This window comes from Actinomadura rubteroloni (assembly GCF_002911665.1).
GTDB lineage: Bacteria > Actinomycetota > Actinomycetes > Streptosporangiales > Streptosporangiaceae > Spirillospora > Spirillospora rubteroloni.
The window spans coordinates 2103423-2127362 of sequence record NZ_MTBP01000002.1; the positions used below are offsets into that span (position 1 = coordinate 2103423).

The following is a 23940-nucleotide window of genomic DNA, read 5'->3' on the forward strand; positions in this document are numbered from 1 at the left end:
ACACCCCCGGGCGACGGCTCCGCCGGTGTTGACTTTCGTTCAGGAAGTGCCAGCATCGGACGAGAAGTCCAACGACGCGGGGGTTTCGGGCATGCGGGTCGACCCGGGAGCGTCCGGCGGGAGCGCCGGCCGGCTGGACGGCAGGACCGTCGTCGTGACCGGGGCGGGCGGCGGGGTCGGGCGCCTCGCCGCGCTGGCGTTCGCCGCGCGCGGCGCCCGGGTGGTGGCGGCCGACATCGATCTCGGGGCGGCGATCCGCACGGCGGCCGTCGCCGAGACGTTCGGCCCGGACGCCTTCCCCGTGACGGTCGACATCGGCGACGCCCGCTCGATGGCGGCGTTCGCGGGCGAGATCGAGGACCTGACGGGCCCGCCGGACGTCGTCGTCAACAACACCGCGATCGGCCTGGCGTCCGCCGACTGGACGGCCCGCGCCCGCCGCAACCTGGCCGGCGCCGCCCTCGGCTGCCGGCTGTTCGGCGCGCAGATGGCCGAGCTGGGCACCGGCGGGATGATCGTGAACCTGGCGCCCATCCCGGCGTTCCCGACCCGCGCGACGAGCCCCGCCACCGCGCTCTGGGCCGCCGTGACCGCGCTGACCCGCCGCGCCGCCGCCGAGCTGGCCGGGCAGGGCGTGGCCGTCCTCACGCTCAGCTCCGCCACCGCCGCGCCCAAGCCCCGGCCGACCGTCTAACGCAGGGCGAAGACCTGGCGTTTCGCCTTCAGGCCGGGCGCGACCAGTTCGGCCACGTAGGTGCCCGGACGGGCCGCCGGACGCGCGCCGCCGCAGCGGCCGGACGAGCGGCGCCGGTCCCAGGTCAGCGTGCGGACGTACGGGATGCCGCGCCGCAGCAGGCGCGGGGACGCGTCGCCGCGCGCGCACCAGGACGCCGTCCAGACGCGGTCGGCCCCGGACGAGATGCGGACGTCCAGCGCCTTCGGCCCCGTCGCGAACCGGCACGCGGCGGCGCCGGTGTTCACGGCGGTGAGCCGCAGTTCCGGGCGGTCCTCGCGCCCGTAGACGGCGCGCGACACGGCCAGGTCGACCACGACGTCCTTGCGGGCGCACGCGTCGCCGGCGTGGCGGCGGGGCGCGGCGGTCCGGGTGACCTGCGCGGTGACGGTCACCGTCGGTAGCGCCGTCGGGGCGGGCGGGGACGCGGACGCGAGCGCGGCGGCGTCCCGCACCGGCCGGTCCGGGCCCGTCCCGGCCGTGCAGCCCCAGGCCAGCAGCCCGACGGCGGCGAGGACCGCGCCGAGCGCGACGGCCCGCCGCTTCCAGTACTCGTCCGGCGCATTGTCACTGTCAGTGTCCGTGGACATACGTGCAGTATGCATTCGGATGGATCTTCGAGGGGCGGCGGCGCGCCGTGCCACAATGACTCCCCGATGGACACCCCCGCTCATCTGATCACCGCGCCGATCCTCGACTGGTACGCGGCGAACGCCCGGGACCTCCCGTGGCGGGCGGCGGACGCGACGCCGTGGGGCGTGCTGGTCAGCGAGATCATGTTGCAGCAGACGCCGGTGAAGCGCGTCCTGCCCGTCTGGCACGAGTGGCTGCGGCGCTGGCCGACCCCGGCGGCGCTGGCCGCCGAACCGTCCGGCGAGGCCGTGCGGGCGTGGGGACGGCTCGGCTACCCCCGCCGCGCGCTGCGGCTGCACGCCGCCGCGAAGGCGATCGTGGAGCGGCACGGCGGCGAGGTCCCCGACGTCCACGCCGAACTGCTCGCGCTGCCCGGCATCGGCGCGTACACGGCGGCGGCCGTCGCGAGCTTCGCCTACCGGCAGCGGCACGCGGTGCTGGACACCAACGTCCGGCGCGTCCTCGCGCGGATGCGGACGGGCGTGGAGTACCCCCCGAAGGCGCAGACGCGCGCGGAGGTCGTGCTGGCCGAGGCGCTGCTGCCGGTCGATCCGCCGACGGCCGCGCGCTGGTCGGTCGCGGTGATGGAACTGGGGGCGCTGGTCTGCACGGCCCGGTCGCCGCGCTGCGTGGACTGCCCCGTCCTGGACCGCTGCGCGTGGCAGGAGGCGGGACGTCCCGCCTACGACGGCCCGCCGCGCGTCGGCCAGACCTACGCGGGCACCGACCGGCAATGCCGGGGGCGGCTGCTCGCCGTGCTCCGCGACGCCCCCGCGCCGGTGGAGAAGGGCGCGCTGGACGTCGTCTGGGCGGACGCCGCGCAACGCGAGCGCGCCCTGGACGGCCTCATCGCCGACGGCCTCGTGGACCCGCTGGACGACGGCCGCTACGCCCTGCCCGCCTGACCCGGCGTGACCAAGGTCGCGCCGCCGGTAGACCTTCGGCCGATGATCTCGGGTCCCGCCGCACCGGAGACTGGTCCCGGCGAACGCGTTCATGCGAACACGTGTTCGATTACACTCGGACCACACGCTCCCCACGAAAGGCACACCGTGTCTCGACGCACGACAGCACGAGCCCTGCCGTTACTCCTCGTCGCGCTGCTGGCGCTCCTCCCGGCCCCGGCCCGCGCGGACGCGCGCAACCCCGTCCTCGTGATCGGCGGCTACGCGGCCGACACGACGAAGCTGGAGGGCCTGCGGTCCTGGCTGGCGTCCCAGGGCTTCACCGCGTACTCGATGGTCCTGCTCGGGAACCCGAGCGGGACGGCCGCCATCCCCGACTCCGCGCAGGCCGTCGCCGACAAGGTCACCCAGATCCGCCAGGAGACCGGCGCCGCGAAGGTCGACCTGGTCGGCCACTCGATGGGCGGCCTCGCCGAGCGGCACTACGTCAAGTTCCTCGGCGGCCTCGGCCAGGTCGGCACCTACGTGGACGTCGGCACGCCCGAGGAGGGCGACTGGGCCGGGACGCTCTGCTCCCTCTACCAGGGCTGCCGCGACATGATGCCGGGCTCGGCGTTCCTGACCCAGCTCAACACGGCCCCCGCCGTCCCGGCCGGGCTGCCCGCCTACCACCTCTACACCACGAGCGGCACCGGCGAGCTGACCGCCCTGCCCGGCGCGACGAACGCGAGCATCCAGTCGTTCTGCCCGGGGCGCTCGGTCAGCCACGCCGACGAGCCGATCGACGGCGCGACGCAGCAGCTCATCGCGTCCGCCCTCGACGGCGGCCCCCTCACCACCACCTGCCCCTGACGACCCGCCCGCGTCCGTCCACCGCCCGGACGGACGCGGGTGTTCAGGCCGGGGTGGTGGCCTTGACCTCCAGGCCCCGGTCGGACGCGGCGACCGTCACGTGCTGGCCGGGCTCCAGTTCGCCCGAGAGCAGCAGATCCGACAGGCGGTCGTCCACCTCGCGCTGGATCGTCCGGCGGAGCGGACGCGCGCCGAAGTCGGGCTGGTAGCCGCGCTCGGCGAGCCAGTCGACCGCCTCGGACGTGAACTCGATCGTGAGGTCCTGGCCGCGCAGGCGGCGGCGCGTCTCCTCCAGCAGCAGGTCGGTGATCTGCCGAAGCTGCTCGGCGCCGAGCCGCTGGAAGACGATGATGTCGTCGATGCGGTTCAGGAACTCGGGCCGGAACTCCTCGCGCAGCCGCCGCATGACCTGGTCGCGCATCGACTCCCCGGCGTCGTCCCCGCCGACCGCGCCGAACCCGGGCGCCTGCCGGCCGGTGACGATCTCCGAGCCGAGGTTGCTCGTCATGATCACGACGGTGTTGCGGAAATCGACGGTGCGGCCCTGCGCGTCGGTGAGGCGGCCGTCGTCCAGGAGCTGGAGCAGCACGTTGAAGACGTCCTGGTGCGCCTTCTCGATCTCGTCCAGCAGGATCACCGAGTAGGGCCGCCGCCGGACGGCCTCGGTGAGCTGCCCGGCCTCCTCGTACCCGATGTAGCCGGGCGGCGCGCCCATGAGGCGGCTGACGGTGTGCCGCTCCTGGAACTCGCTCATGTCGAACCGGATCATCCGGTCCTCGCTGCCGAACAGCGCCTCGGCGAGCGCCCGCGCCAGCTCGGTCTTGCCGACGCCGGTCGGCCCGAGGAACAGGAACCCGCCGATCGGACGGTCCGGGTCGCCCATCCCCGCCCGCGACCGCCGCACGGCCCGCGCCACCGCCCGCACCGCGTCGTCCTGCCCGATGACGCGCTGGTGCAGGTGCCCTTCGAGGTCCAGCAGCCGGTCGCGCTCCTCGCGGGTGAGCTGCGCGACCGGGACGCCGGAGATCCGCGAGACCACCTCGGCGATGTCCTCGGTCGTCACCTCCGGGACGGCCGCCTCCGGCTCGGTCTCGTCGCTGGTCAGCCGCCGCCGCAGCTCCTGGATCTCGTCGCGGAGCGCGGACGCCTTCTCGTAGTCCTCGTCCGCGACGGCCTGGTCCTTCTCGCGGCACCGCCGGTCCAGCCGGCGTTCGATGTCGCGCTGGTCGCCGCCGCGCCGTCCGCTGCGCAGCCGGACGCGCGCTCCCGCCTGGTCGATGAGGTCGATGGCCTTGTCGGGCAGGAACCGGTCGGTGAGGTAGCGGCTGGACAGGTCCACGGCCGCGACGAGCGCCTGGTCGGAGAAGCGGACCTGGTGGTGCGCCTCGTAGCGGTCGCGCAGGCCGCGCAGGATCTCGACGGTGTCGTCGGCGTTCGGCTCGGGCACCAGGATCGGCTGGAACCGGCGCTCCAGCGCGGCGTCCTTCTCGATGTTCTTGCGGTACTCGTCGATGGTCGTCGCGCCGATGACGTGCAGCTCGCCGCGCGCCAGGGCGGGCTTCAGCATGTTCCCGGCGTCCATCGAGCCCTCGCCGCCGCCCGCGCCGACGATCGTGTGCAGCTCGTCGATGAAGACGATCATCTCGCCGGAGTGGGCGCGGATCTCGTCCATGATCTTCTTGACGCGCTCCTCGAAGTCGCCCCGGTAGCGCGTGCCCGCGACGACGCCGCCGAGGTCGAGCTGGACGAGCCGCTTCCCGCGCAGCGTGTCCGGGACCTCGTCGTCGATGATCCGCTGGGCGAGCCCCTCGGCGATGGCCGTCTTGCCGACGCCCGGGTCGCCGATCAGCACCGGGTTGTTCTTCGTCCGGCGCGACAGGACCTCGACGGTCTGCTCGATCTCCCCCTCGCGTCCGATCACCGGGTCGATGCGGCCCTCGTGGGCGAGCGCGGTCAGGTCACGGCCGTACTCGTCCAGCGTCGGCGTGGTGGAGTCGCGCGGCACGCCGCCGCCGGACGGAGGCGGGGCCGCCGCGTTCTGCAGCGACTCCGGCGTGATCCGCGCGCCGCCGAGGATCCGGCCGCCGGGCGACTCGGCGTTCAGCGCCAGCGCGAACACCAGGTGCTCGGGGCCGATGTAGGACGACCCGAGCGCCTGCGAGATCTGCCGCGCGTCCAGCAGCACCCGCTTGGCGGACGGCGTCAGCACCGGCGGGGACTCGCTCGGCTCGGCGCGCCGCGACGTCCGCTCCACCTCGCCCGCGAGCGCGTCGGCGTCCGCGCCGGCCCGCTCCAGCCACTGCCGGGTGCCCTGCTGCCGCGTCGCCGCCCACAGCAGGTGGTCGGTGTCGAGGTCGGGACTGCCCCACTGCGCGGCCTGCGCCGCCGCGTCCCGCACCAGCTCGCGCGCCGGCTCGCTCATCAGCCGCGCGATGTTGACGCGTTCGACCGGCGGACGCGGCGATCCGGCCCCGAAGAACCGCGCGAGCAGTTCCTCGAACGGATCCCGGCCGCCTCCGTACCATCCCGCGGTCATCCGACCTCCCCGGTTGTGGCCTCCTACCGGCGCGTCCCCGGGGCCCTCTCTCGGAAAACTCCGGTGTCGTCCAAGAACGTCATGGTCTGACCGGGCTCGGCCTGCGGAACAGCCAGCCCAGCCGGGGTTCGACGGCCCACGCCGTGGCGGCCCGGACGGGACGCGTCGACAGCAGCACCGTCAGCGCCAGGCAGCCGGCCGTGACCAGGACGATCTGCCAGTCCGCCAGCCGGTAGTACCAGTCCTGGTAGGCCATCCACATGATCGGGATGCCGTGCAGCAGGTAGGCGTACATGGTGGCGGCGCCGAACCCGCTGAACCACGTCGTGCGGGCCGGGACGACCGCGAGGAACGCCGCCGTCAGCGTCACCGCCGCCGCGAGCGCGACCAGCGTGTACCCGGTGCCGAGCGACCCGCCGACGCCGAGCTGCGCGAAGCTGCGCCGCCAGTGGATCCACTCGGGGTCGACCCGTCCGGCGGCGGCGTAGGCGACGACGGCGCCCGCGACGAGCACGGCCGCGCCCGTCCGGCGCGCGGCGCGGCGGCGCAGGACCGCCAGCTTCTCCGGCGTGACGGTCAGGCCGAACACGAAGAACGGCAGGAACGACAGGACCTGCGCGGTGTTGAGGGCCGCCGGGAGCGTGACGAGCCCGGACAGTACGCAGATCGCCGTCGCGACGAGCACCGGGCAGCGGATCTGGAGCCAGAATGGCACCGACAGCCGCCAGATCAGCAGGGCCAGCAGGAACCACGTCAGGTAGAAGGGCTCGAACGGGTCCCAGCCCATGCGGTGGCCGTCCAGGAACCCGGCGAGCAGCGTGTAGCCGAGGCTGAACAGCAGGTACGGGGCGGCGATGCCGGTGACGAGCTTGCGGGTCTTGCCGCGTCCGTCGGGGAAGCCGCGCGAGAAGTAGCCGCAGATGAGGCTGAAGACCGGCAGGTGGAACGCGTAGACGAGCAGATGCGCGGCCTCCAGCGTCCGTCCGCCGAGGCCGGACGTGCGCAGCGGCTCCCACGCGTGGCCGACGACCACGAGGGCGACGGCGAGGAACTTGGCGTTGTCGAAGTAGGGATCGCGGGTCGTCGTCTTGTCGGCCTTCGGTTGGACGGCCGGTCTCGTGAGGAGCACGCCAGGGACACCGATCCTGAGGCAGGGGGCAGGACCGGGCCACGGTACCCCCCGAGTCTGAACGTCGCCTGACCGCCGGTGGCATGATCGGAGCACGGAGGGGAGAACTCATGAGCGACCTCGATCGGCGTCCCCCGCTGCGCGAGTGCGGCGGACGGGACGATGTCGCGGCCCGTCCCGTCCGGGAACTGCTGGCGCCCCGGCTGGTGGCGCTCGGCGAGAGCACGCGCGTGCGGCGCCTGCTGCCCAACCTCGGACGCCGCATGGTCGGCGCGTGGTGCTTCGTGGACCACTACGGCCCGGACGACATCACCGCGCTGCCCGGAATGCAGGTCCCGCCGCACCCGCACACCGGCCTGCAGACCGTGAGCTGGCTGCACGCGGGCGAGGTGCTGCACCGCGACAGCGTGGGGAGCGAACAGCTCGTCCGCCCGCGCGAACTCGGCCTGATGACCGCCGGCCGCGGCATAGCGCACTCCGAACAATCCCCCGCCGACCACGGCCCGACCCTGCTCGGCGCGCAGCTCTGGGTGGCCCTCCCGGACGCGTCCCGCGCGACCGCCCCCGTCTTCGAGCACCACGCCGACCTCCCGACCGTCACCGCCCCGGGCCTGCACGGCACGGTCATCCTCGGCACGGTCGACGGCACCACGTCCCCCGGCACCACCCACACCCCGATCGTCGGCCTGGACCTCTCCCTGGCCGCGGGAACCGACGTCCGCCTCCCCCTGGAACCGGACTTCGAATACGCCGCCCTGACAATGTCCGGCACGACCCACGTGGACGGCGTCGCTCTGGACCCGGGCTCCATGCTCTACCTGGGCTGCGGCCGATCCGACCTGCGCCTGCGCACCGACTCCGCCGCGTCCCTGATGCTCCTAGGCGGCGAACCCTTCGAGGAACACCTCGTCATGTGGTGGAACTTCGTGGCCCGGACCGGCGCGGAAATAGCCGAGGCCCGAGCCGAATGGACGGTCGGAACCCCCCGCTTCGGCACCGTCCACAACTACGACGGCCCCGCCCTCCCCGCCCCACCCCTCCCGTCCACCCCCCTGAAACCCCGAGGCCGCACCCGCTGACCAAACTTCAGCAGGTCACGACCCGGTGCATGGCAAGATGGCGGTGGCAAGACCGCTGGAGGACGCGATGACCGCCGAGCCCCTGCCCGAGTGGTTCCGCACACCGCCCGGCGGCTGGACGGCAGACGATCTCGACGCATTGCCGCCAGAGGCCCCGCGGATGGAGCTGATCGACGGAGCGCTCATCGTGGTGTCACCGCAGAGCGCTTTCCACTCGCAAGTGATGCGTCGTTTGGCTGATGCGATCGAACTCTGCGCGCCGGACGAGGTCGAAGTCGACATGAGAATCACGGTCAGGCTGGGAATGCATCAGCGGCCGGAACCCGACATCGTGGCCGTCCGGCCGAGCGCGGTGGACGACCCGCAGGCGCGGACCTTCTACCTGCCAGAAGAGGTCCTGCTCGTCGTCGAGATCGTGTCGCCCGAATCCAAGGACCGCGACCGCGAGACCAAGCCCATGAAGTACGCGCGGGCCGGAATCCCCCACTTCTGGCGCGTAGAGAAAGAACCGACAGGCCCAGCCGTTCACGTCTTCGAACTGGAGACGACCGGCGCCTATGTGGGCACCGGAATCCACCGCGACCGGCTGAAGGTCGACGTGCCGTTCCCGATGGACATCGACGTCCGCACGCTGAACCGCTGAACGGAACGGCCCGCACCGGGACTCGGTGCGGGCCGTCGTCTCATTCCGCGAAGGGGAAGTGGTCGGTGAAGGCGGGGCGGAGGTCGTCCAGCCAGATCGCCTCGGGGTCGTAGCGGGCGAAGAACGGGCGTCCGACCAGGGAGGCGTCGCGCGCCTGGATGAGGTGCAGGACGAACACCTTCTCGCCGTTGATCTCGGTGACGCCGTCCACGCAGACCTTTCCCGGCGTGGCGGACATCGAGGGGCCGCGCACTGTTCGCGCCAGGCCCGAGACGTTCGCGTAGGCGTCGCGGAAGATCTCGTGCGCGCGGGCCAGCGGGACGGCGAAGTAGTCGCGCGGGCCGGTGTCGCGCTCGACGAACATGTAGTACGGGACGAGGCCCATGCGGGTCTGGGTGCGCCACATCGTCTCCCACGCGGCGGCGGAGTCGTTGATGGAGCGGATCAGCGGCGCCTGGGTGCGGATCACGGCGCCCGTGTCGCGGATGCGGCGGCACGCCTCGGCCACCATCAGCGGCTCCAGCTCGCGCGGATGGGTGAAATGCGCCATGAACGCCAGGTTCTTGCCCGCCGCGACGACCTCCTCGAACAGGCGCAGCATCGCGTCGGCGTCCGGGTCGGTGACGAACTTCTGGGGCCAGTACGCCAGCGACTTGGTCCCGATCCGGATCGACTCGATCTGGTCGAGGGCGAGCAGCGGCTCGACGTAGCGGCGCAGCACCGGCTCGCCCATGATCATCGCGTCGCCGCCGGTGAACAGGACGCTCGTCACCCGCGGATGCGCGACGAGGTAGGAGACGAGCTGCTCGACGTCGCTCCCGGCCATCTTCAGGTCCGCGTCGCCGACGAACTGCGCCCACCGGAAGCAGTACGTGCAGTACGCGTGACAGGTCTGGCCCTGTTTGGGGAAGTACAGCACCGTCTCGTCGTATTTGTGCTGCATCCCGGGGACGCGGCCGTCGCCGAAGCTCGGGACGTTCAGCTCCAGTTGCCCGGCCGGATGCGGGTTCAGCCTCATCCGCACCGCGTGCGCGGCGGCCTCCACCTCGGCGCGCGGCGCGTCCCGGCGCAGCAGGTCCGACAGCAGCGCGACGTCGGCCGCCGGGAGCATGTCCGGCTGCGGGAACACCAGCCGGTAGATCGGGTCGTCGGGAGCGGCGGACCAGTCGATCAGCTCGTCCAGGACGTAGGCGTTCGTCCGGAAGGGGAGCACGGTCGCGACCGCCCGTGTCGCGAGCCGGTCGCCCGGTGACAGCCCGGCGCGGGCCGTCAGCTCCTCCAGGTGCTGGGCCGTGAAGGCGCGGAACTTGCGACCGGTGGAGCGCGCTGCGGGCACCGCGTCGTTCACCAGAGTCACGTGTCGGTTCTCCTTGCTCTTGGCGGGGAAGGACGCCGGGGCGTCGTCACGGAGCGTGATGGACGAGGCCCAGCTCACACCCATTGAAACTCCCGTCCCGGCCGTCGGCGCAACACCCGGCCCGGCGATTTCACGAGAGTGCAGGTCAACGGCCGCACGAGCGGAGCCGACGCGCGGGGGCGGGACGACGATTCGGCACCGCCCGGACGGTCACCCACCGTGAAGGGTGCGGCCCCGGGCGCCGAGCGGCGCGGGCGGGGACCATACTGATCAGTGAGCGGGACGCAGGGGCGAGGGGGCCGATGTGCGACGCGGGAACGGACCGGGCCGGGCGCCGTTGTTCGTCGCGCTCCTGCTCGGCGCCTCGGCGGTCACCTACGCGAGCTTCGCGCTGGAGACGTGGCTGAGCCCGAAACTCGACGCCTTCAACGGCTACGCCAGCGAGCTGTCGGCGGTGGACCAACCGTTCCACTCCGTTTACAACATGGGCGACCTCGTCACCGGCGTCATGGTGATCATCTCGGCGGTGACGGCGCTGCTGACGCTGCGGCGGCGTCCGATCGCCACGGCGGGCTGGATGTTCCTCGGCCTGTTCGGTGTCTCGACGATCGGTGACGCGTCCTTCCCGCTGGACTGCGCGCCGAGCCTGGAGACGTGGTGCGCGCTGCGGGAACGCGCGGGCACGCTGTCGTTCGCGCACAACTTCCACGAGGTCACCAGCACGGCCGTGATCACGATGGCGGTCATCGCGCTGTTCCTGCTGGGCCTGGCCGCGCGCCGCTACGACTGGTGGCCGCCGCTCGCGCGGTGGGCGTGGCCGCTCGCGCTGGTCGAGGTCGTCGCGAGCGCGTCGACGCTGGTCGCGATGGTCCTCGGCCGCTGGCTCGGGATCATCCAGCGCGTGCAGATCTCGATCCTGTGCCTGATGCTGCTGCTCGTCGCGTGGACGCTGCTCGCCGACCGGCTGCGGCCGAGTGCGCCGGACGCCGAACGTCCCCGGGAGAAGGCGGGTGCGGCCTCGTGGCCACGCTGCTGGTGAACGCCGCCGGGGAACGCGTGCACGTGGCCGAGACGGGGCGCGCGGGCGCGCCCTCGGTGCTGGTCACGTCCGGTCTCGGCGGCGCGTGGTTCGACTGGCGCGCGGTGGTGGACGAGCTGCGCGACCGGTTCCGCGTGACGGTCGTGGACCGTCCGGGCCTCGGGCTGAGCCGTCCCGCCCGCCGCCCCCCGACGCTGGACCGCGACGCCGACGTCCTGGAGGCCCTGGCCGAGCGCGCCGGACGCCCGGTGACGCTCGTCGCGCACTCGATGGGCGCGTTCTCCGCCGAGGCGGCGGCGCGGCGGCGCCCCGACCTGGTCGCGGGCGTCGTGCTCGTGGACCCGAGCTATGAGGACGAGCGGCCCGGCCCGGCGTGGCGGCTCGCGGCGCGGGCGATCCCGCTGACGCGCCCGCTCGGCGCCGCCCTCGCCGCGACCGGCCTCCCGCTGCTCGGCGCACCGGCGGCGCGGCGCGCGGCGCTCTGGCCCGTCGCCCGGCGGATCCCGCGCGTCCCGGCGTCGATCGTCCGTTCGGTCTACGCCCGGCCGGCCGTGCTCGGCACGTTCGCCGCCGAATGGCTCGCCTACGCCCCGATGGCCGCCGACCTGCTGGACCTTCGAGCGCGCACCGACTTCCCGCCCGTCCCGCTGGTCGTGCTGACGGCCGCGTCCGGCGAGGACCCCGCCGACGAGCGGACATGGGCGCGCCGCCACGCCGAACTGGCCGCGATGAGCCCGCGCGGCGTCCGCGTCGAGCTGGCCGACAGCCGCCACATGGTGATGTTCGACCGGCCGGACGCGGTCGCGGCGGCCGTCCGGGAGGCCGCCGGATGAAACGGATCGTCGCGCTCGGCGTCCTCGTCGCGCTCAGCACGAGCGGCTGCCGCGTCATGCAGCACATCTCCGACGGCGCCTACCGCAACGCCGTCGCCGACGGCACCGTGGACGACCTGCGCTCCCGCGGCATCGCGCTGCGCGCCCGTCCCGAATGCGAGTTCCCCGTCCGGACGGGCGAGGACATGCTCACGATCCGCTGCACCGCCCGCGCGGCCGACGGCGCGCCCGTCACCGTGACCGGACGGGCCTCCCGCGTCGACCGGTCCGACCCGCTGGAGGAGTACGTCGTCACGGTCGGGAACCGTGTGGTGCTCCGCCAGGACTGTCTGGGTCTCGGCTGCGTCCACCGAAATCATTGATCATGTAACGGGTCGTCCCCGGATCCGGAAAGCCAGGCTTGCGCGGCTCGTCCGGCGGTGACGAACCCCACTGTGAAGATCACCCGTGTGAGAGCCGCGATCATCGGCGTCGTGTCCCTCGCCGTCATCGGCGCCGCGGTCACCGGCGTGCTGCTGGCGACGGCCAAGGAACTGCGCTACCCGACCCAGGCCAAGCTGCGCGGCGCGCTGCCGGCCGCGGCGGCGGCCGAGCTGAAGGCGCGCGGCGTCGGCCTGTCCGGCGCGCTGAGCTGCGCCGACCTGCCCGGCTGGACGAAGAAGCGCCTGCGCGTGTCGTGCTCGGGCGTCACGACGAGCAAGAAGCCCGTGGACGTGATCGGGTCCGGCAATCAGGAGTCGGCGGACCACTACTTCACGATCCTCGTGGGCGGGACGCCCGTCGTGCAGAACGTCCCGTGCCTCGGCCGGGGCTGCCGCCACGGGGGCTGACCGGGGACGGAGCGGACGGACGGACGTCCTACCATGCGGTGAGCCGCCCGACCCGTCCGTCCGCACCCTGGAGCCGCCATGAACCGCGAGGCAGGCGGTCCGGCGCCGGTCGCGGTCGACACGATGGGCGGCGACCACGCGCCCGGCGTCGTGGTGGCGGGCGCGGTGGCGGCGGTCCGCGAGCACGGCGTCCGGCTGGTGCTCGTCGGGCAGGCCCCGCGCATCCGGCGCGAGCTGGACCGGCACGGCGTCGTCGGGGAGATCCCGATCGTCCACGCCGACGAGGCCCTGGACATGGGCGAGGGCGCGCTCGCGAGCTGGCGCAAGCCCCGCTCGTCCGTCGCGATCGCCTGCCACCTGATCAAGCAGGGGCAGGCGTCGGCGCTGGTGTCGGCGGGCAGCACGGCCGGGATCGTCGCGACGTCGCGGCTGCGGCTCAAGGGCCAGCAGGGCGTGCTGCGCCCGGCGATCGCGGTCGAGCTGCCGACGCTGCCGCGTCCGACCGTCCTGCTGGACGCGGGCGCGACCGCCGACGTCAAGCCCGAGACGCTGCTCCAGTTCGCCGCGCTCGGCACCGCGTACGCGCGCATCCGGCTCGGCCTCGCGCGGCCCCGCGTCGGCCTGCTGACGATCGGCGCCGAGCCCGGCAAGGGCGACAAGGTGACGCGCCGCGCGCACGAGCTGCTGGCGTCCGGCCACCACGAGATCGAGTTCGCGGGCAACGTGGAGGGCCACGACCTGCTGACCGGCGCGGTGGACGTCATCGTCACCGACGGCTTCACCGGCAACGTCGCGCTGAAGACGATGGAGGGCACCGTCCGGATGGCGTTCGCGGAGCTGCGGTCGGCGATGACCGCGTCGCGGACGGCCCGGGTCGGCGCGCTGCTGCAACGCCGCAGGCTGACCGAGCTGCGCGACCGGCTGGACTCCGACACCTACGGCGGCGGCGTGCTGCTCGGCCTGAACGGCACCGTCGTCATCGCGCACGGCTCGGCGCGGGCGCGGGCGATCACGTCGGCGTGCGTGCTGGCGCACGCGCTGGCGGCGGGACGGATCGTGGATCGCATCCGCGAGCAGGTGGCGCTGACCCGCACGTCCCGGTTCGGCCGCCGTCCGCACCCCGAGCCCGAACCGGAGCCCGAGCCGCTGCCCGAGGAGCCGCCGGAGCCCGACCCGTCCTGAGCAGGCGGTAATGGCCGCGCGGCCACCGAACGTCTCCGCCTATCCTGTACGAGTTCTCATACAGGAGGTTGCAGGCGCACATGGGCGAGCAGGTTCGGTCCCTGGCCGATGAGGTGGAGGCCGCCGTCACGGCGGCGATGGGCGCGGTGCTGCCCGCCGAACTGGCCGGGCAGGACCCGCTGGTGCGCCGCTCCGACCACGCCGACTTCCAGTCCAACGTGGCGCTGCCGCTGGCCAAGAAGACGGGCCGCAAGCCGCGCGACCTGGCCGCCGACCTCGCCGCGCACCTGGCCGGGACGTGGCTGGAGTCGGTCGAGGTGTCCGGTCCCGGCTTCCTCAACATCGCGATCTCCGACGCGGGCCTGCTGGACCGGCTCGCCGTCCGGCTGGCGGATCCGCGGCTCGGCGTGCCCGCGTCGCAGGCGGGCGAGACGGTCGTCCTGGACTACTCCGGACCGAACGTCGCCAAGGAGATGCACGTCGGGCACCTGCGGTCCACGCTGATCGGGGACGCCCTGGCCCGCGTGCTCGGCTTCCTCGGCGCGGACGTCGTCCGGCAGAACCACGTCGGCGACTGGGGCACCCAGTTCGGGATGCTGATCCAGTACATCGTGGAGCACCCCGAGCGGCACTGGCGCGGCGCCGAGCTGGACGAACAGGCCACCGCCGTGTCCGCGCTGGACGAGCTGTACCGGACGGCCCGCGCCGAGTTCGACGCCGACCCGGCGTTCAAGGAGCGCGCCCAGCGGCGCGTCGTGGCGCTCCAGGCCGGCGACCCGGAGACGGTCGCGTCCTGGAAGGAGATCGTCGCCGAGTCGCAGAAGGCGTTCCAGCAGGTCTACGCGCGGCTCGGCGTGCTGCTGACGCCCGGCGACGTCAAGGGCGAGTCCTTCTACAACCCCTGGCTGAACGACGTCGTCGCCGAACTGCGCGGCAACGGGATGCTGGAGGAGAGCCAGGGCGCTCTCGTCGTGTTCTTCGACGACATCAAGGGCCCGGACGACGCGCCCGCGCCGCTGCTCGTCCAGAAGAGCGACGGCGGGTTCGGCTACGCGGCCACCGACCTCGCGACCATCCGGTACAGCGTGGACGAGCTGAAGGGCACCCGGCTGCTTTACGTGGTCGACGCCCGGCAGGCGCAGCACTTCGACATGATCTTCAAGGCGGCGCGGCGGGCGGGCTGGCTGCCGGACGGCGTCGAGGCCGTCCACGTGAAGAACGGCACGATCAACGGCCCGGACGGGCGGCCGTTCAAGACCCGCGCGGGCGGGACCGTCCGCCTCGCGGACCTGCTGGACGACGCGCTCGCGCAGGCCCGCCGGGTCATCGCCGAGCGGGACGCCGAGCAGCCGGGCGCCCGGGACCTGAGCCCCGCCGAGCAGGACGAGATCGCCCGGGTGGCGAGCGTCGGCGCGGTGAAGTACGCCGAGCTGTCCACCTCGCGCGTCAAGGACTACGCGTTCGACGTCGCGCGGATGGTGTCGTTCAGCGGCCAGACGGGCGTGTACCTCCAGTACACCCACACCCGGATCGCGTCCATCCTGCGGCGGGCCGGCGACGCCGAGGCCCGGTTCGACACGGCGCTGACGCTGGAGCCCGCCGAGCACGCGCTGGCGCTGCACCTGGACGAGTTCAGCGCCGTCCTGGACGCGGTCGCCGCGACGCTGGAGCCGCACCGGCTGGCGGGCCACCTGTTCGTGCTGGCCAAGGCGTTCACCGAGTTCTACGAGTCGTGCCCGGTCCTGAAGGCCGACGACGCGATCCGCGCGAACCGGCTCGCGCTGTGCGAGCTGACCCGCGCCACCCTCGCGCGCGGCCTGGACCTGCTCGGCATCGCCGCACCCGACCGGATGTGAGCAAGGCATGAGCCCGGGTGAGCGAACCTCACCCGGGCTCGGCCCGCGGGCCGGTCACTGCAGGTAGCCCTCGACCTCCCCGGCGGGACGCGAGTGCGCCTCGCCCGGGTTCTGCCCGGCGTCCCGGCGCGCCCGTCGCTGCCGCAGCAGGTCCCAGCACTGGTCCAGCTCCTCTTCGAGCCGCCGCATGCGGGCCTGCTCCTCGGTGTTGGACAGTTCGCCCCGCTGATGCCGGGCGCGCAGTTCCTGCTCCTCGGCGACGTAGCCGCCGATGCGGGCCAGGATCTCCTGGTCGTCGTCCATGACACCTCCACGTCGGTTCCGCCGGGCGGCGGGGTCAGCCCCCGCGTCCGCCGAGCCCCGCGATGAGGCTCCCGGCGCCCGGCCGTTGTGCCGAGCCTACGTCGGTTCCCGAGCCGCCGGCCGTCGCGGGCCGTGCGGGCGGGCTCGTGCCCGCGCCGGACGCGGCCGGACGCGTCGTGCTCGCCTTCGGACGCGTCGTGCCCGCCCTGGCGCGTGCCGGGCTGCCGCGCGAGGACGAGCCCCGTGTGCCACCCGACGCGCGGGCGGACGTGCTCCGCGCCGACGACGACCGGCTGGACGAGCTGCTGCGCGCCCGGCTCGTCGTGGTCTTCTTCGCGGTGGAGCGCGCGGCGGCCGTCTTCGGTTTGGCGGCCGTGCTCCGCGACGCCGACGCGCGCGGCTTGGCGGTGGACGATCCCGTCGAGATCGCCTTGGCGGCGGTGTTCATCGCCTTGGCGGCGTCCGCCATCGCCTTGGTCGCGCTGGTCATGGCCTTGGTCATGGCGGTCATCGCCTTGACCGAGCCGTTGGTCTTGCTCGCGACCGACTTCATCTGCGTCGCGGCGGCCTTCGCCTGCGTCGCCGCGGCCGTGACCTTGGTCGCGGCGGCCGAGCCCGCTCGGCTCGTCGTGCTCCGCCCGGCGGAACCCGTCGTCGTCTTCTTCGCCGCGGGCCGCGTGGTGCGGGCCGAGACCGTGGACCTCGACGTGCTTCCCGCCGCGCTGGTCCGCTTGGACGGCGCCCGCTTCTTCGCGCCGGGCTTCGTCTTGCGGGTCGTGCTCTTGCTGCGGCTGTTGTTCGTCCTGGTAGCCACTGATCTACCCCCCGTGTTGATCAGTTACGGGTGGTTGATTCCACGTCACGCGCCGCTTTAATCCCGTTTCGCCAGAACTCGGGTCAGACGCCGACCGGATGCCAGACCGTCTTGATCTCCAGAAACGCCTGCATACGGGCGGTTCCGGGGTCTTCGGCGTCCGCCCGGACGGGGTCGCGGAAAACCCGTTTGAGATTGCCCGCGGCGGCCTCGGCGAGCGGTTTCACGTCCGTCCCGGCGACGCCCGTGAGGTCGAGCGCGTTCACGTCCATGTGCCCGGCGAGCCACGGCGCCAGCTCCGCGCGGCGCCCGGTGAGCAGGTTCACGACGCCGCCCGGCAGGTCGGACGTCGCCAGCACCTCCGCGAACGTGATCGCCGGCAGCGGCGCGGGCTCGGACGCCACGACGACCGCCGTGTTGCCCGACACGATCACCGGGGCCAGCGCGGACACGAGGTCGAGCAGCGGCCCGTCCGGCGCGATCGACCCGACGACGCCGGTGGGCTCGGGCGTCGAGAACGTGAAGAACGGCCCCGCGACGGGGTTGGCGTTGCCCGCGACGGCCGCGAGCTTGTCCGCCCAGCCCGCGTACCAGACCCAGCGGTCCACGGCGGCGTCCACCTCGGCGCCCGCCGCGCCCTTGCCGAGGCCCGTCGCGCGCAGTTCGGCGACGAACTGCGCCCGCCGCCCCTCCAGCATCTCCGCGATCCGATAGAGGATCTGCCCCCGGTTGTAGGGGGTGCGCGCCGACCAGCCCGGGAACGCCTTGCGGGCCGCGACGACGGCGTCCCGGACGTCCTTGCGCGACGCCCGCGCCGCGTTCGCCAGGAACCCGCCCTCGGCGTCCGTCACCGGATACGACCGCCCCGACTCCGACCGGGGGAACGCGCCCCCGATGAACAGCTTGTACGTCTTCCGCACGTCCACTCGCTGCCGATCAGTGCTCATGGGCTCGCCTCCGCTCGCCGCTTCGCTCGCCCTTCAGCGGGACGGCTTCCCTCGTCGCTCCGCGCTCGCTCAGTGCTCAAGGTAGGCCTCCAGGCCGTGCCGGCCGCCCTCCCGGCCGTGGCCGGACTCCTTGTAGCCGCCGAACGGCGCGGCGGGGTCGAACTTGTTGAACGTGTTGGCCCAGACGACGCCCGCGCGCAGCCGCTCGGCGACCCACAGCGTCCGCGAGCCCTTCTCCGACCAGACGCCCGCCGACAGCCCGTACGGCGTGTTGTTCGCCTTCTCCACGGCCTCCTGCGGGGTGCGGAACGTCAGCGCCGACAGGACGGGCCCGAAGATCTCCTCGCTGGCGATCCGGTGCGACTGCGCGACGCCGGTGAACAGCGTCGGCGCGAACCAGTAGCCGCGTCCGGGCAGGTCGCAGGGCGGCGACCAGCGCTCGGCGCCCTCCCGCTCGCCCGCGTCGGCGAGGTCGGCGATCCGGGCGAGCTGCGCGGCCGAGTTGATCGCGCCGACGTCGGTGTTCTTGTCGAGCGGGTCCCCGACGCGCAGCGTGGCCATGCGCGCCTTCAGCCGGTCCAGGAACTCGCCCGCGACGGTCTCCTGGACGAGCAGCCGCGACCCCGCGCAGCACACGTGCCCCTGGTTGAAGAAGATCCCGTTCACGACGCCCTCGACGGCCTGGTCGAGCGGCGCGTCGTCGAACACGATGTTCGCGGCCTTGCCGCCGAGTTCGAGGGTGAGGCGCTTGCGCGTCCCGGCGACGGTCCGCGCGATCTCCCGGCCCACCTCGGTGGACCCGGTGAACGCGACCTTGTCGACGCCGTCGTGCGCGACGAGCAGCCGTCCGGTCTCCCCGGCGCCGGTGATGATGTTGACCACACCGGGCGGCAGATCGGCCTGGCGGCACACGTCCGCGAACGCCAGCGCGGTCAGCGGCGTCGTCTCGGCGGGCTTGAGGACGACCGTGTTCCCGCACGCGAGCGCCGGAGCGATCTTCCAGGCCAGCATGAGCAGCGGGAAGTTCCACGGGATGACCTGCGCGGCCACGCCCAGCGGACGCGGATCCGCGCCGAGCCCGGCGTGCCCGAGTTTGTCCGCCCAGCCCGCGTGGTAGAAGAAGTGCGCGGCCACGAGCGGCAGGTCCACGTCGCGGGACTCGCGGATCGGCTTGCCGTTGTCGATCGACTCCAGCACCGCCAGTTCGCGCGATCGTTCCTGGAGAATCCGCGCGATCCGGAACAGATACTTGGCACGGTCGCGACCGGACATCGGACCCCAGACCGTCTCATACGCCCGGCGGGCGGCGGCGACGGCGCGGTCCACGTCGGCCGCGTCGGCGGACGCGACCTCGGCCAGCGCCTCACCCGTCGCGGGCTCGACGGTCTTGAAGGGCTCGCCGCCGCCGTCGGTGAACGCGCCGTCCACGAACAGCCCGTAGGACGGCCGGATGTCCACGACGTCCCGGGACTCGGGCGCGGGCGCGTACGCGAAGAGGTCCATGAGATCAGTCCAGCGTGAAGTGGTCGGGGCCGGAGTAGACGCCGGTCGTGAGCTTGCGCCGCTGCATCAGCAGGTCGTTGAGCAGGCTGGACGCGCCCAGCCTGAACAGGTCCGGGGTGAGCCAGTCCGGCCCGGCGGTCTCGTTGACCAGCACCAGGTACTTGAGCGCGTCCTTGGTGGTGCGGATGCCGCCGGCCGGTTTCACGCCGACGGTCCGCCCGGTGGCCGCGCGGTAGTCCCGGACGGCCTCCAGCATCACGAGAGTCACCGGCAGCGTCGCCGCCGGGGACACCTTGCCGGTGGAGGTCTTGATGAAGTCGGCGCCCGCGTCCATCGCCAGCCAGGACGCGCGCCGCGCGTTGTCGTAGGTCGCCAGCTCGCCCGTCTCCAGGATGACCTTGAGGTGGGCGTCCCCGCACGCCTCCCGGACGGCCCGGATCTCGGCGTCCACCGTCGCGTAGTCGCCGGACAGGAACGCGCCCCGGTCGATGACCATGTCGATCTCGGCGGCGCCCGCCGCGACGGCCGCGCGGACGTCGGCGAGCTTGGCGTCCAGCGGGGCGCGCCCGGACGGGAACGCCGTCGCGACGCTGGCCACGCCGATGCCGGTCCCGTCCAGCGCCTCGACCGCCACACCGACCAGGTCGGAGTAGACGCACACGGCCGCGACCGGCGGCACGCTGCGGTCCTCCGGATCGGGACGCGCCGCCTTCGCGCAGAGCGCCCGCACTTTGCCGGGCGTGTCCGCGCCCTCCAGCGTCGTCAGGTCGACCATCGCGATCGCGAGGTCGATCGCCTGCGCCTTGGCGGTCGTCTTGATCGAGCGGGTCGCGAGCCGCGCGGCCCGCTCGTCGGCGCCGACCCGGTCCACGCCGGGCAGGCCGTGCAGGAACGCGCGCAGCCCGGCCGCGCCGCGTCCCGGGGGAACCGTCTCCGTTGACACCTCCTCAGTATGGCCCCGCCGCCGCCCGGCCGTCCGCGCCGGGACGGTGCCGAAAAAGAATCACGATGCCGTCCGGAAACGCGGATCCGGCAGTGCGAGAGCATTTTTCGCATTCGCCGGACGCCCGGGCGACGGCTCGTCCGCATATCGGGCGTTGCCCTGAACGATCAGGCGCCCGTGACTACACTGGTGATCATCAAGCGGTGACCGGAACAGCGGTCCGCCGGGCGCGCCACCGCGTCGCCGGGCGGCCGGGAAGGCCCGCCACGGACGGGAAACCCGCACTGTGGAGGGCTGTCCACCCGGTCCGGTCCACCGGTGCGGAAAGGTGACGTTCACCTGACCCTTTCCTGCGATCCCCCGGTCGCCACAGTGAAAATTTCAGTGTTCAACGAAATAGGTTTCCGGTTTTCCACATGATCGGAACCGGGAAATCCGACGGCCCCCGTCCGTCGCTCCCCGTGATCGTTCCCCGACCGTCCGACACCCGCATGCCCGACGGAGTCCCATGCCTCCAGCAGTGACCCCCCGCACCGCCGCCCGGACGCGGCCGTGACCGTCGACCGGCGCGCCCCCGAGCGGCCGGCCGCCCCGCCCCCGGACGCCCCGCGCGGCCGGGACCCCTGGGGGCCGGCGTCGATCGCGGCGGCCGTCGTGCTGGCCCTGCTGATGCTCACCGCGCTGCTGCTCCTCGCGACCGGCGCGGGCGTCGACTGGCCCGTCCCGTTCGCGGCGACGGCCCTCGCGGCGGCGCTCGTCGTCACGCTCGTCCTGCGCGACCAGCGCGACCGCGACGAGCGGGACCGGCTGCGCGCCGAGGCCGCCCGCCGTGCCGCCGAACTGGCCGCCGAGACCGACCGCGCCCGCGCCGCCGCCCAGCGCCTCGCCGAGTGGGAGACCTACGCCGACGCGCTCCGCCAGCGCTCCCGGGGCCTGGAGGAGCTGACCCGCCGGATCCTGCTCGCCTACCTCCCCGCCGTGGTCGACGGCGACCATCTGCCCCGCGTCGGACCCGAGGCCGCCGACCTGCTCGGCCCCGAGCTGGCCGAGACGCTCCGCGACGCGCTGCGCTCGGTCCTGGAGCTGCGCCGCGACCTCGCCGACCGCGAGGACTCCTACCAGCAGGTCATGGTCGCGCTCGCCCAGCGCGTCCAGTCCGCGAGCCACCGGATGCAGCTCGCCGCCGAGCGCATCGCCGAGGACAACCGGCTGCTGCCCGACGTCTACCGCGCCGGGCAGGCGATGGACCACGCCGCGTCGCAGGCCGCGCGCGTCGCGCAGAGCGTCGCGATCCTGTCCGGCTCGTGGGAGGGGCAGCAGTGGACGCGGGGGCTGCGGCTCGCCGAGATCGTCCAGGCGGCGTCGGCGCGCATCGAGGACTACGGGCGCGTCCGGATCGAGGGCGACCCGGACGTCGGCGTCGACCCCGTCACGCTGGAACCGGTCATCCACGTCATCGCCGAGCTGCTGGCCAACGCCACCGAGGCGTCCCCGACGGCTACCGACGTGATCGTCAAGGTGTCGGCGGCGGCGTCCGGCGCGGTGTTCCGCATCGACGACCACGGCACCGGGCTGGAGGAGCCGCGCCTGTCGCACGCCCGCGACGTCGTCGCCGGCCGCCTCGTCCCGACCCTCGCCGACCTCGGCGAGGTGCCCCGCACGGGCCTCGCCGTCGTCGGCCGGTACGCGGCCGAGCACCGGCTGAAGGTCACGCTGGACGAGTCCCCGTACGGCGGTCTCCAAGCGGTCGTGCTCGTCCCGTCCGGCCGGACGATCCGCGTCGAGCCGCGCGGCGCCCGCGCCACCGCCCCCCTGCCCCGCCCGTCCCTGGACCGCTCCGAACCGTCCGGCTCGCGGACCCCGCCCACCGGGACACCCGCGCGGCCCGCCGGGCGGTCCGCGGGGGCGCCCTCTGCCACGCCACCCGCCGGAACGGCGACTCCGCCCACCGGGACGCCCGCAGGGGGGCCGTCCGCCGCGCCACCGCCCGGCGCAACCGGCGCGGCGCCCGCGCCGCCGGCCGGGCCGTCGTCCGGCAGGCCCGACGGGCAGCCCGCGCCGCCCGCCGGGACCTCCGCCGCGCCGCCGCCCGGCGCAACCGGCGCGTCGCCCGCGCCGCCGCATGGCGCGCCCGGGGCGCACGCGGTGTCCGGTGGGGCGGCGGCCGAGGGGCCGCATGACGCGGTCTCGTCCACCGGGCCGCACGCCCTGCCCTCGTCCGGGACGGCGGGCACGCCGCCCTTCGGGTCGGCCGCGCCGGACGGCGGGGAGGCGGGGGGCGGGTTGCCGCAGCGGCGCAACCGGCGGCGCGCCGCCGTCCCGCCGCCGAGCACCACGCCGGCCGTCGCGCCGCCCGACCAGACGCCCGAGGACGCCGCGTCCTTCATGGCGGGCGTGTTCGGCGGCGCGCCCCCCGTCCCCGACTCGCCCGACGACGACCCTGGAGAACCCCGTGAGTGACTGGACCGTTGAGCACATGGCGCGCGTACCGGGCGTCCGGCACGTCGTCCTCTGCACCACCGACGGGCTCCTGAAGGCCCGCTCCGGCGGCCTCGCCCGGGACGACGCCGAGCGCCTGGCCGCCCGCTGCACCGCGATGCTGTCCCTCGGCCGCGACCAGGCCGCCAGCCACGGCACCGGCGACCCGGTCGTCCGCCAGGTGATGGTGCAGCACGACGGCGGCTGCCTGTTCCTGCGCGGCGCGGCGGCCGGGACGGCGCTCGCGGTCATCACCGGCGAGGACATCAACCCCGGCCTCATCGCGCAGGAGATGCAGCTCATGGTCCTGCGGCTCGGCGAGGCCACGCTCAGCACCCCGTCGCGCGGCGCGGGCGGGGTGGGGTAGGTGCGGCTCCCCGACGACACCGGCGAGCCCGCCGCCCCCCGCGACGACGACGCGGCGCTGCGCCCGTTCGTGCTGACGTCCGGCCGCGCCGCGCACGGCGACCTCGCGCTCGACACGCTGCTGCGCGCCGACCCGACCGGCTCCCCGCTGGCCGTCGCCGCCGCGCCGCAGGCCCGCGCGCTGCTGCGGCTGTGCCGGGGCGGGACGCTGTCGGTCGCCGAGGCCGCCGCGCATCTGGAGCTGCCGGTCAGCGTCGTGCTCGTGCTCGCCGACGACCTCGTCGCGTCCCACCATCTGCGGGCGCGCAGCGAACCGCCCCCCACCGCCCCGGGGACCGACCTGCTGCAGAAGGTGCTCGATGGACTCAACGCCCTCTGACGGCGCGGTCGGGCGGCACCGCGTCAGCTACCTCGCCGACAGCGTCACCGAGACCGCCAAGATCCTCGTCGTCGGGGACTTCGGGGTCGGCAAGACGACGTTCGTCGGGACGGTCAGCGAGATCGAGCCGCTGCGGACCGAGGAGACGATGACCGAGGCCAGCGTCGGCGTGGACGACCTCGCCGGCCTGGACGGCAAGACCACCACGACCGTCGCGCTGGACTTCGGCCGCATCACGCTCGGCGGCAGTCTCGTCCTGTACGTGTTCGGGACGCCCGGCCAGCGCCGCTACTGGGACATGTGGGCGGGTCTCGCGCAGGGCGCCGTCGGGGTGCTCGTCCTCGCCGACACGCGGCGGCTGGAGGGGACGTTCGACGTCCTCGGCGAGCTGGAGGAGCACGGCCTCGGGCCGATCGCGGTCGCGGTGAACGAGTTCCCCGACACCGTCCGCCATCCCGAGCCCGACCTGCGGCGCGCGATGGACCTGCTGCCCGGCACGCCGCTGCTGACCTGCGACGCGCGGGACCGGACGTCGTCGCTCGGCGCGCTGACCGCCCTGACCCGCCACGCCCTCACGACCGGAAGGCCCACCGCGTGACC

24 protein-coding genes are annotated in these 23940 nt (G+C 73.9%); 16 read left to right on the forward strand and 8 right to left on the reverse strand.

The window, feature by feature from the left end:
* The first annotated feature begins 46 nt into the window (after window positions 1-46).
* Window positions 47-694 carry an SDR family NAD(P)-dependent oxidoreductase gene (locus BTM25_RS21210; protein WP_168212179.1) on the forward strand — a complete coding sequence of 216 codons (648 nt, stop codon included), beginning with the start codon at window positions 47-49 and terminating at the stop codon, window positions 692-694.
* Here BTM25_RS21210 and BTM25_RS21215 read toward each other — a convergent pair.
* Window positions 691-1323 carry a hypothetical protein gene (locus BTM25_RS21215; protein WP_103564551.1) on the reverse strand — a complete coding sequence of 211 codons (633 nt, stop codon included), beginning with the start codon at window positions 1321-1323 and terminating at the stop codon, window positions 691-693. The genes BTM25_RS21210 and BTM25_RS21215 overlap by 4 nt on opposite strands.
* Before the next feature lie 66 nt (window positions 1324-1389).
* On the opposite strand from BTM25_RS21215, the gene BTM25_RS21220 reads away from it, so the two are divergent.
* Entirely contained in the window at window positions 1390-2271 is an 882-nt protein-coding gene (locus BTM25_RS21220; RefSeq protein ID WP_103564552.1) for an HhH-GPD family protein, read from the forward strand.
* 147 nt (window positions 2272-2418) lie between these two features.
* The gene (locus BTM25_RS21225) at window positions 2419-3123 is read left to right on the forward strand and encodes a lipase family alpha/beta hydrolase (RefSeq protein ID WP_103564553.1); all 705 of its coding nucleotides are present in this window, start codon (window positions 2419-2421) and stop codon (window positions 3121-3123) included.
* A gap of 43 nt (window positions 3124-3166) precedes the next feature.
* On the opposite strand, the gene BTM25_RS21230 is transcribed toward BTM25_RS21225, so the two are convergent.
* Together BTM25_RS21230 and BTM25_RS21235 are read right to left on the reverse strand one after the other, a co-directional pair.
* Window positions 3167-5659: an ATP-dependent Clp protease ATP-binding subunit gene (locus BTM25_RS21230; RefSeq protein ID WP_103564554.1), complete on the reverse strand. Its 2493-nt coding sequence runs from the start codon at window positions 5657-5659 to the stop codon at window positions 3167-3169.
* Between the two features lie 79 nt (window positions 5660-5738).
* Complete coding sequence (locus BTM25_RS21235) at window positions 5739-6788, reverse strand: acyltransferase family protein (protein ID WP_103564555.1); 1050 nt, start codon at window positions 6786-6788, stop codon at window positions 5739-5741.
* Between the two features lie 110 nt (window positions 6789-6898).
* Between BTM25_RS21235 and BTM25_RS21240 the strand changes: the two genes are divergently transcribed.
* On the forward strand, window positions 6899-7867 hold the full coding sequence (locus BTM25_RS21240) for a pirin family protein (protein ID WP_103564556.1): 969 nt from the start codon (window positions 6899-6901) through the stop codon (window positions 7865-7867).
* Window positions 7868-7934: 67 nt separating this feature from the next.
* Window positions 7935-8510 (forward strand): Uma2 family endonuclease, encoded by a 576-nt coding sequence (locus BTM25_RS21245; RefSeq protein WP_103564789.1) that lies wholly within the window; start codon window positions 7935-7937, stop codon window positions 8508-8510.
* Window positions 8511-8550: 40 nt separating this feature from the next.
* Here the strand turns inward: BTM25_RS21245 and BTM25_RS21250 are convergent, their stop codons facing one another.
* The gene (locus BTM25_RS21250; protein WP_103564790.1) at window positions 8551-9867 is read right to left on the reverse strand and encodes a KamA family radical SAM protein; all 1317 of its coding nucleotides are present in this window, start codon (window positions 9865-9867) and stop codon (window positions 8551-8553) included.
* Between the two features lie 304 nt (window positions 9868-10171).
* Here BTM25_RS21250 and BTM25_RS21255 point away from each other — a divergent pair, with 304 nt between their 5' ends.
* The 6 genes from BTM25_RS21255 (at window position 10172) to argS (ending at window position 15607) form a co-directional block, all read left to right on the forward strand.
* The gene (locus BTM25_RS21255; protein ID WP_103564557.1) at window positions 10172-10906 is read left to right on the forward strand and encodes a DUF998 domain-containing protein; all 735 of its coding nucleotides are present in this window, start codon (window positions 10172-10174) and stop codon (window positions 10904-10906) included.
* On the forward strand, window positions 10888-11739 hold the full coding sequence (locus BTM25_RS21260) for an alpha/beta fold hydrolase (RefSeq protein ID WP_103564558.1): 852 nt from the start codon (window positions 10888-10890) through the stop codon (window positions 11737-11739). The genes BTM25_RS21255 and BTM25_RS21260 overlap by 19 nt, the downstream gene beginning before the upstream one ends.
* Window positions 11736-12101 carry a hypothetical protein gene (locus BTM25_RS21265; protein ID WP_103564559.1) on the forward strand — a complete coding sequence of 122 codons (366 nt, stop codon included), beginning with the start codon at window positions 11736-11738 and terminating at the stop codon, window positions 12099-12101. Before BTM25_RS21260 ends, BTM25_RS21265 begins: the two co-directional genes overlap by 4 nt.
* 87 nt (window positions 12102-12188) lie before the next feature.
* A complete protein-coding gene (locus BTM25_RS21270; RefSeq protein WP_103564791.1) occupies window positions 12189-12569 on the forward strand; it encodes a hypothetical protein in 381 nt (126 codons plus the stop codon).
* A gap of 78 nt (window positions 12570-12647) precedes the next feature.
* Window positions 12648-13751, forward strand: coding sequence for a phosphate acyltransferase PlsX (plsX, locus tag BTM25_RS21275; protein WP_235828518.1), 1104 nt, complete (start codon window positions 12648-12650; stop codon window positions 13749-13751).
* Window positions 13752-13831: 80 nt separating this feature from the next.
* Window positions 13832-15607 (forward strand): arginine--tRNA ligase, encoded by a 1776-nt coding sequence (argS, locus tag BTM25_RS21280; RefSeq protein WP_103564560.1) that lies wholly within the window; start codon window positions 13832-13834, stop codon window positions 15605-15607.
* Between the two features lie 54 nt (window positions 15608-15661).
* Here the strand turns inward: argS and BTM25_RS21285 are convergent, their stop codons facing one another.
* Window positions 15662-15910, reverse strand: a complete 249-nt coding sequence (locus BTM25_RS21285) for a DUF2630 family protein (protein ID WP_103564561.1) — start codon at window positions 15908-15910, stop codon at window positions 15662-15664.
* 197 nt (window positions 15911-16107) lie between these two features.
* Between BTM25_RS21285 and BTM25_RS21290 the strand changes: the two genes are divergently transcribed.
* On the forward strand, window positions 16108-16785 hold the full coding sequence (locus BTM25_RS21290; protein WP_146059094.1) for a hypothetical protein: 678 nt from the start codon (window positions 16108-16110) through the stop codon (window positions 16783-16785).
* 22 nt (window positions 16786-16807) lie between these two features.
* Here BTM25_RS21290 and BTM25_RS21295 read toward each other — a convergent pair whose 3' ends face one another.
* The 3 genes from BTM25_RS21295 to deoC form a co-directional block, all read right to left on the reverse strand.
* On the reverse strand, window positions 16808-17671 hold the full coding sequence (locus BTM25_RS21295; protein WP_103564563.1) for an aldehyde dehydrogenase family protein: 864 nt from the start codon (window positions 17669-17671) through the stop codon (window positions 16808-16810).
* A 69-nt stretch (window positions 17672-17740) separates the two neighbouring features.
* On the reverse strand, window positions 17741-19174 hold the full coding sequence (locus BTM25_RS21300; protein ID WP_103564564.1) for an aldehyde dehydrogenase family protein: 1434 nt from the start codon (window positions 19172-19174) through the stop codon (window positions 17741-17743).
* A gap of 4 nt (window positions 19175-19178) precedes the next feature.
* The gene (gene deoC, locus BTM25_RS21305; protein WP_103564565.1) at window positions 19179-20117 is read right to left on the reverse strand and encodes a deoxyribose-phosphate aldolase; all 939 of its coding nucleotides are present in this window, start codon (window positions 20115-20117) and stop codon (window positions 19179-19181) included.
* 552 nt (window positions 20118-20669) lie between these two features.
* Between deoC and BTM25_RS21310 the strand changes: the two genes are divergently transcribed.
* From BTM25_RS21310 to BTM25_RS21325, 4 genes are read left to right on the forward strand one after another with little or no spacing between them, the layout of a single operon-like run.
* Window positions 20670-22577 carry an ATP-binding protein gene (locus BTM25_RS21310; RefSeq protein ID WP_103564566.1) on the forward strand — a complete coding sequence of 636 codons (1908 nt, stop codon included), beginning with the start codon at window positions 20670-20672 and terminating at the stop codon, window positions 22575-22577.
* Window positions 22578-22593: 16 nt separating this feature from the next.
* Window positions 22594-22962, forward strand: a complete 369-nt coding sequence (locus tag BTM25_RS21315) for a roadblock/LC7 domain-containing protein (protein ID WP_103564567.1) — start codon at window positions 22594-22596, stop codon at window positions 22960-22962.
* Complete coding sequence (locus BTM25_RS21320) at window positions 22963-23340, forward strand: DUF742 domain-containing protein (RefSeq protein WP_103564568.1); 378 nt, start codon at window positions 22963-22965, stop codon at window positions 23338-23340. It begins immediately after the preceding gene.
* On the forward strand, window positions 23321-23938 hold the full coding sequence (locus tag BTM25_RS21325; protein WP_103564569.1) for a GTP-binding protein: 618 nt from the start codon (window positions 23321-23323) through the stop codon (window positions 23936-23938). Before BTM25_RS21320 ends, BTM25_RS21325 begins: the two co-directional genes overlap by 20 nt.
* The last annotated feature ends 2 nt before the right edge of the window (window positions 23939-23940 follow it).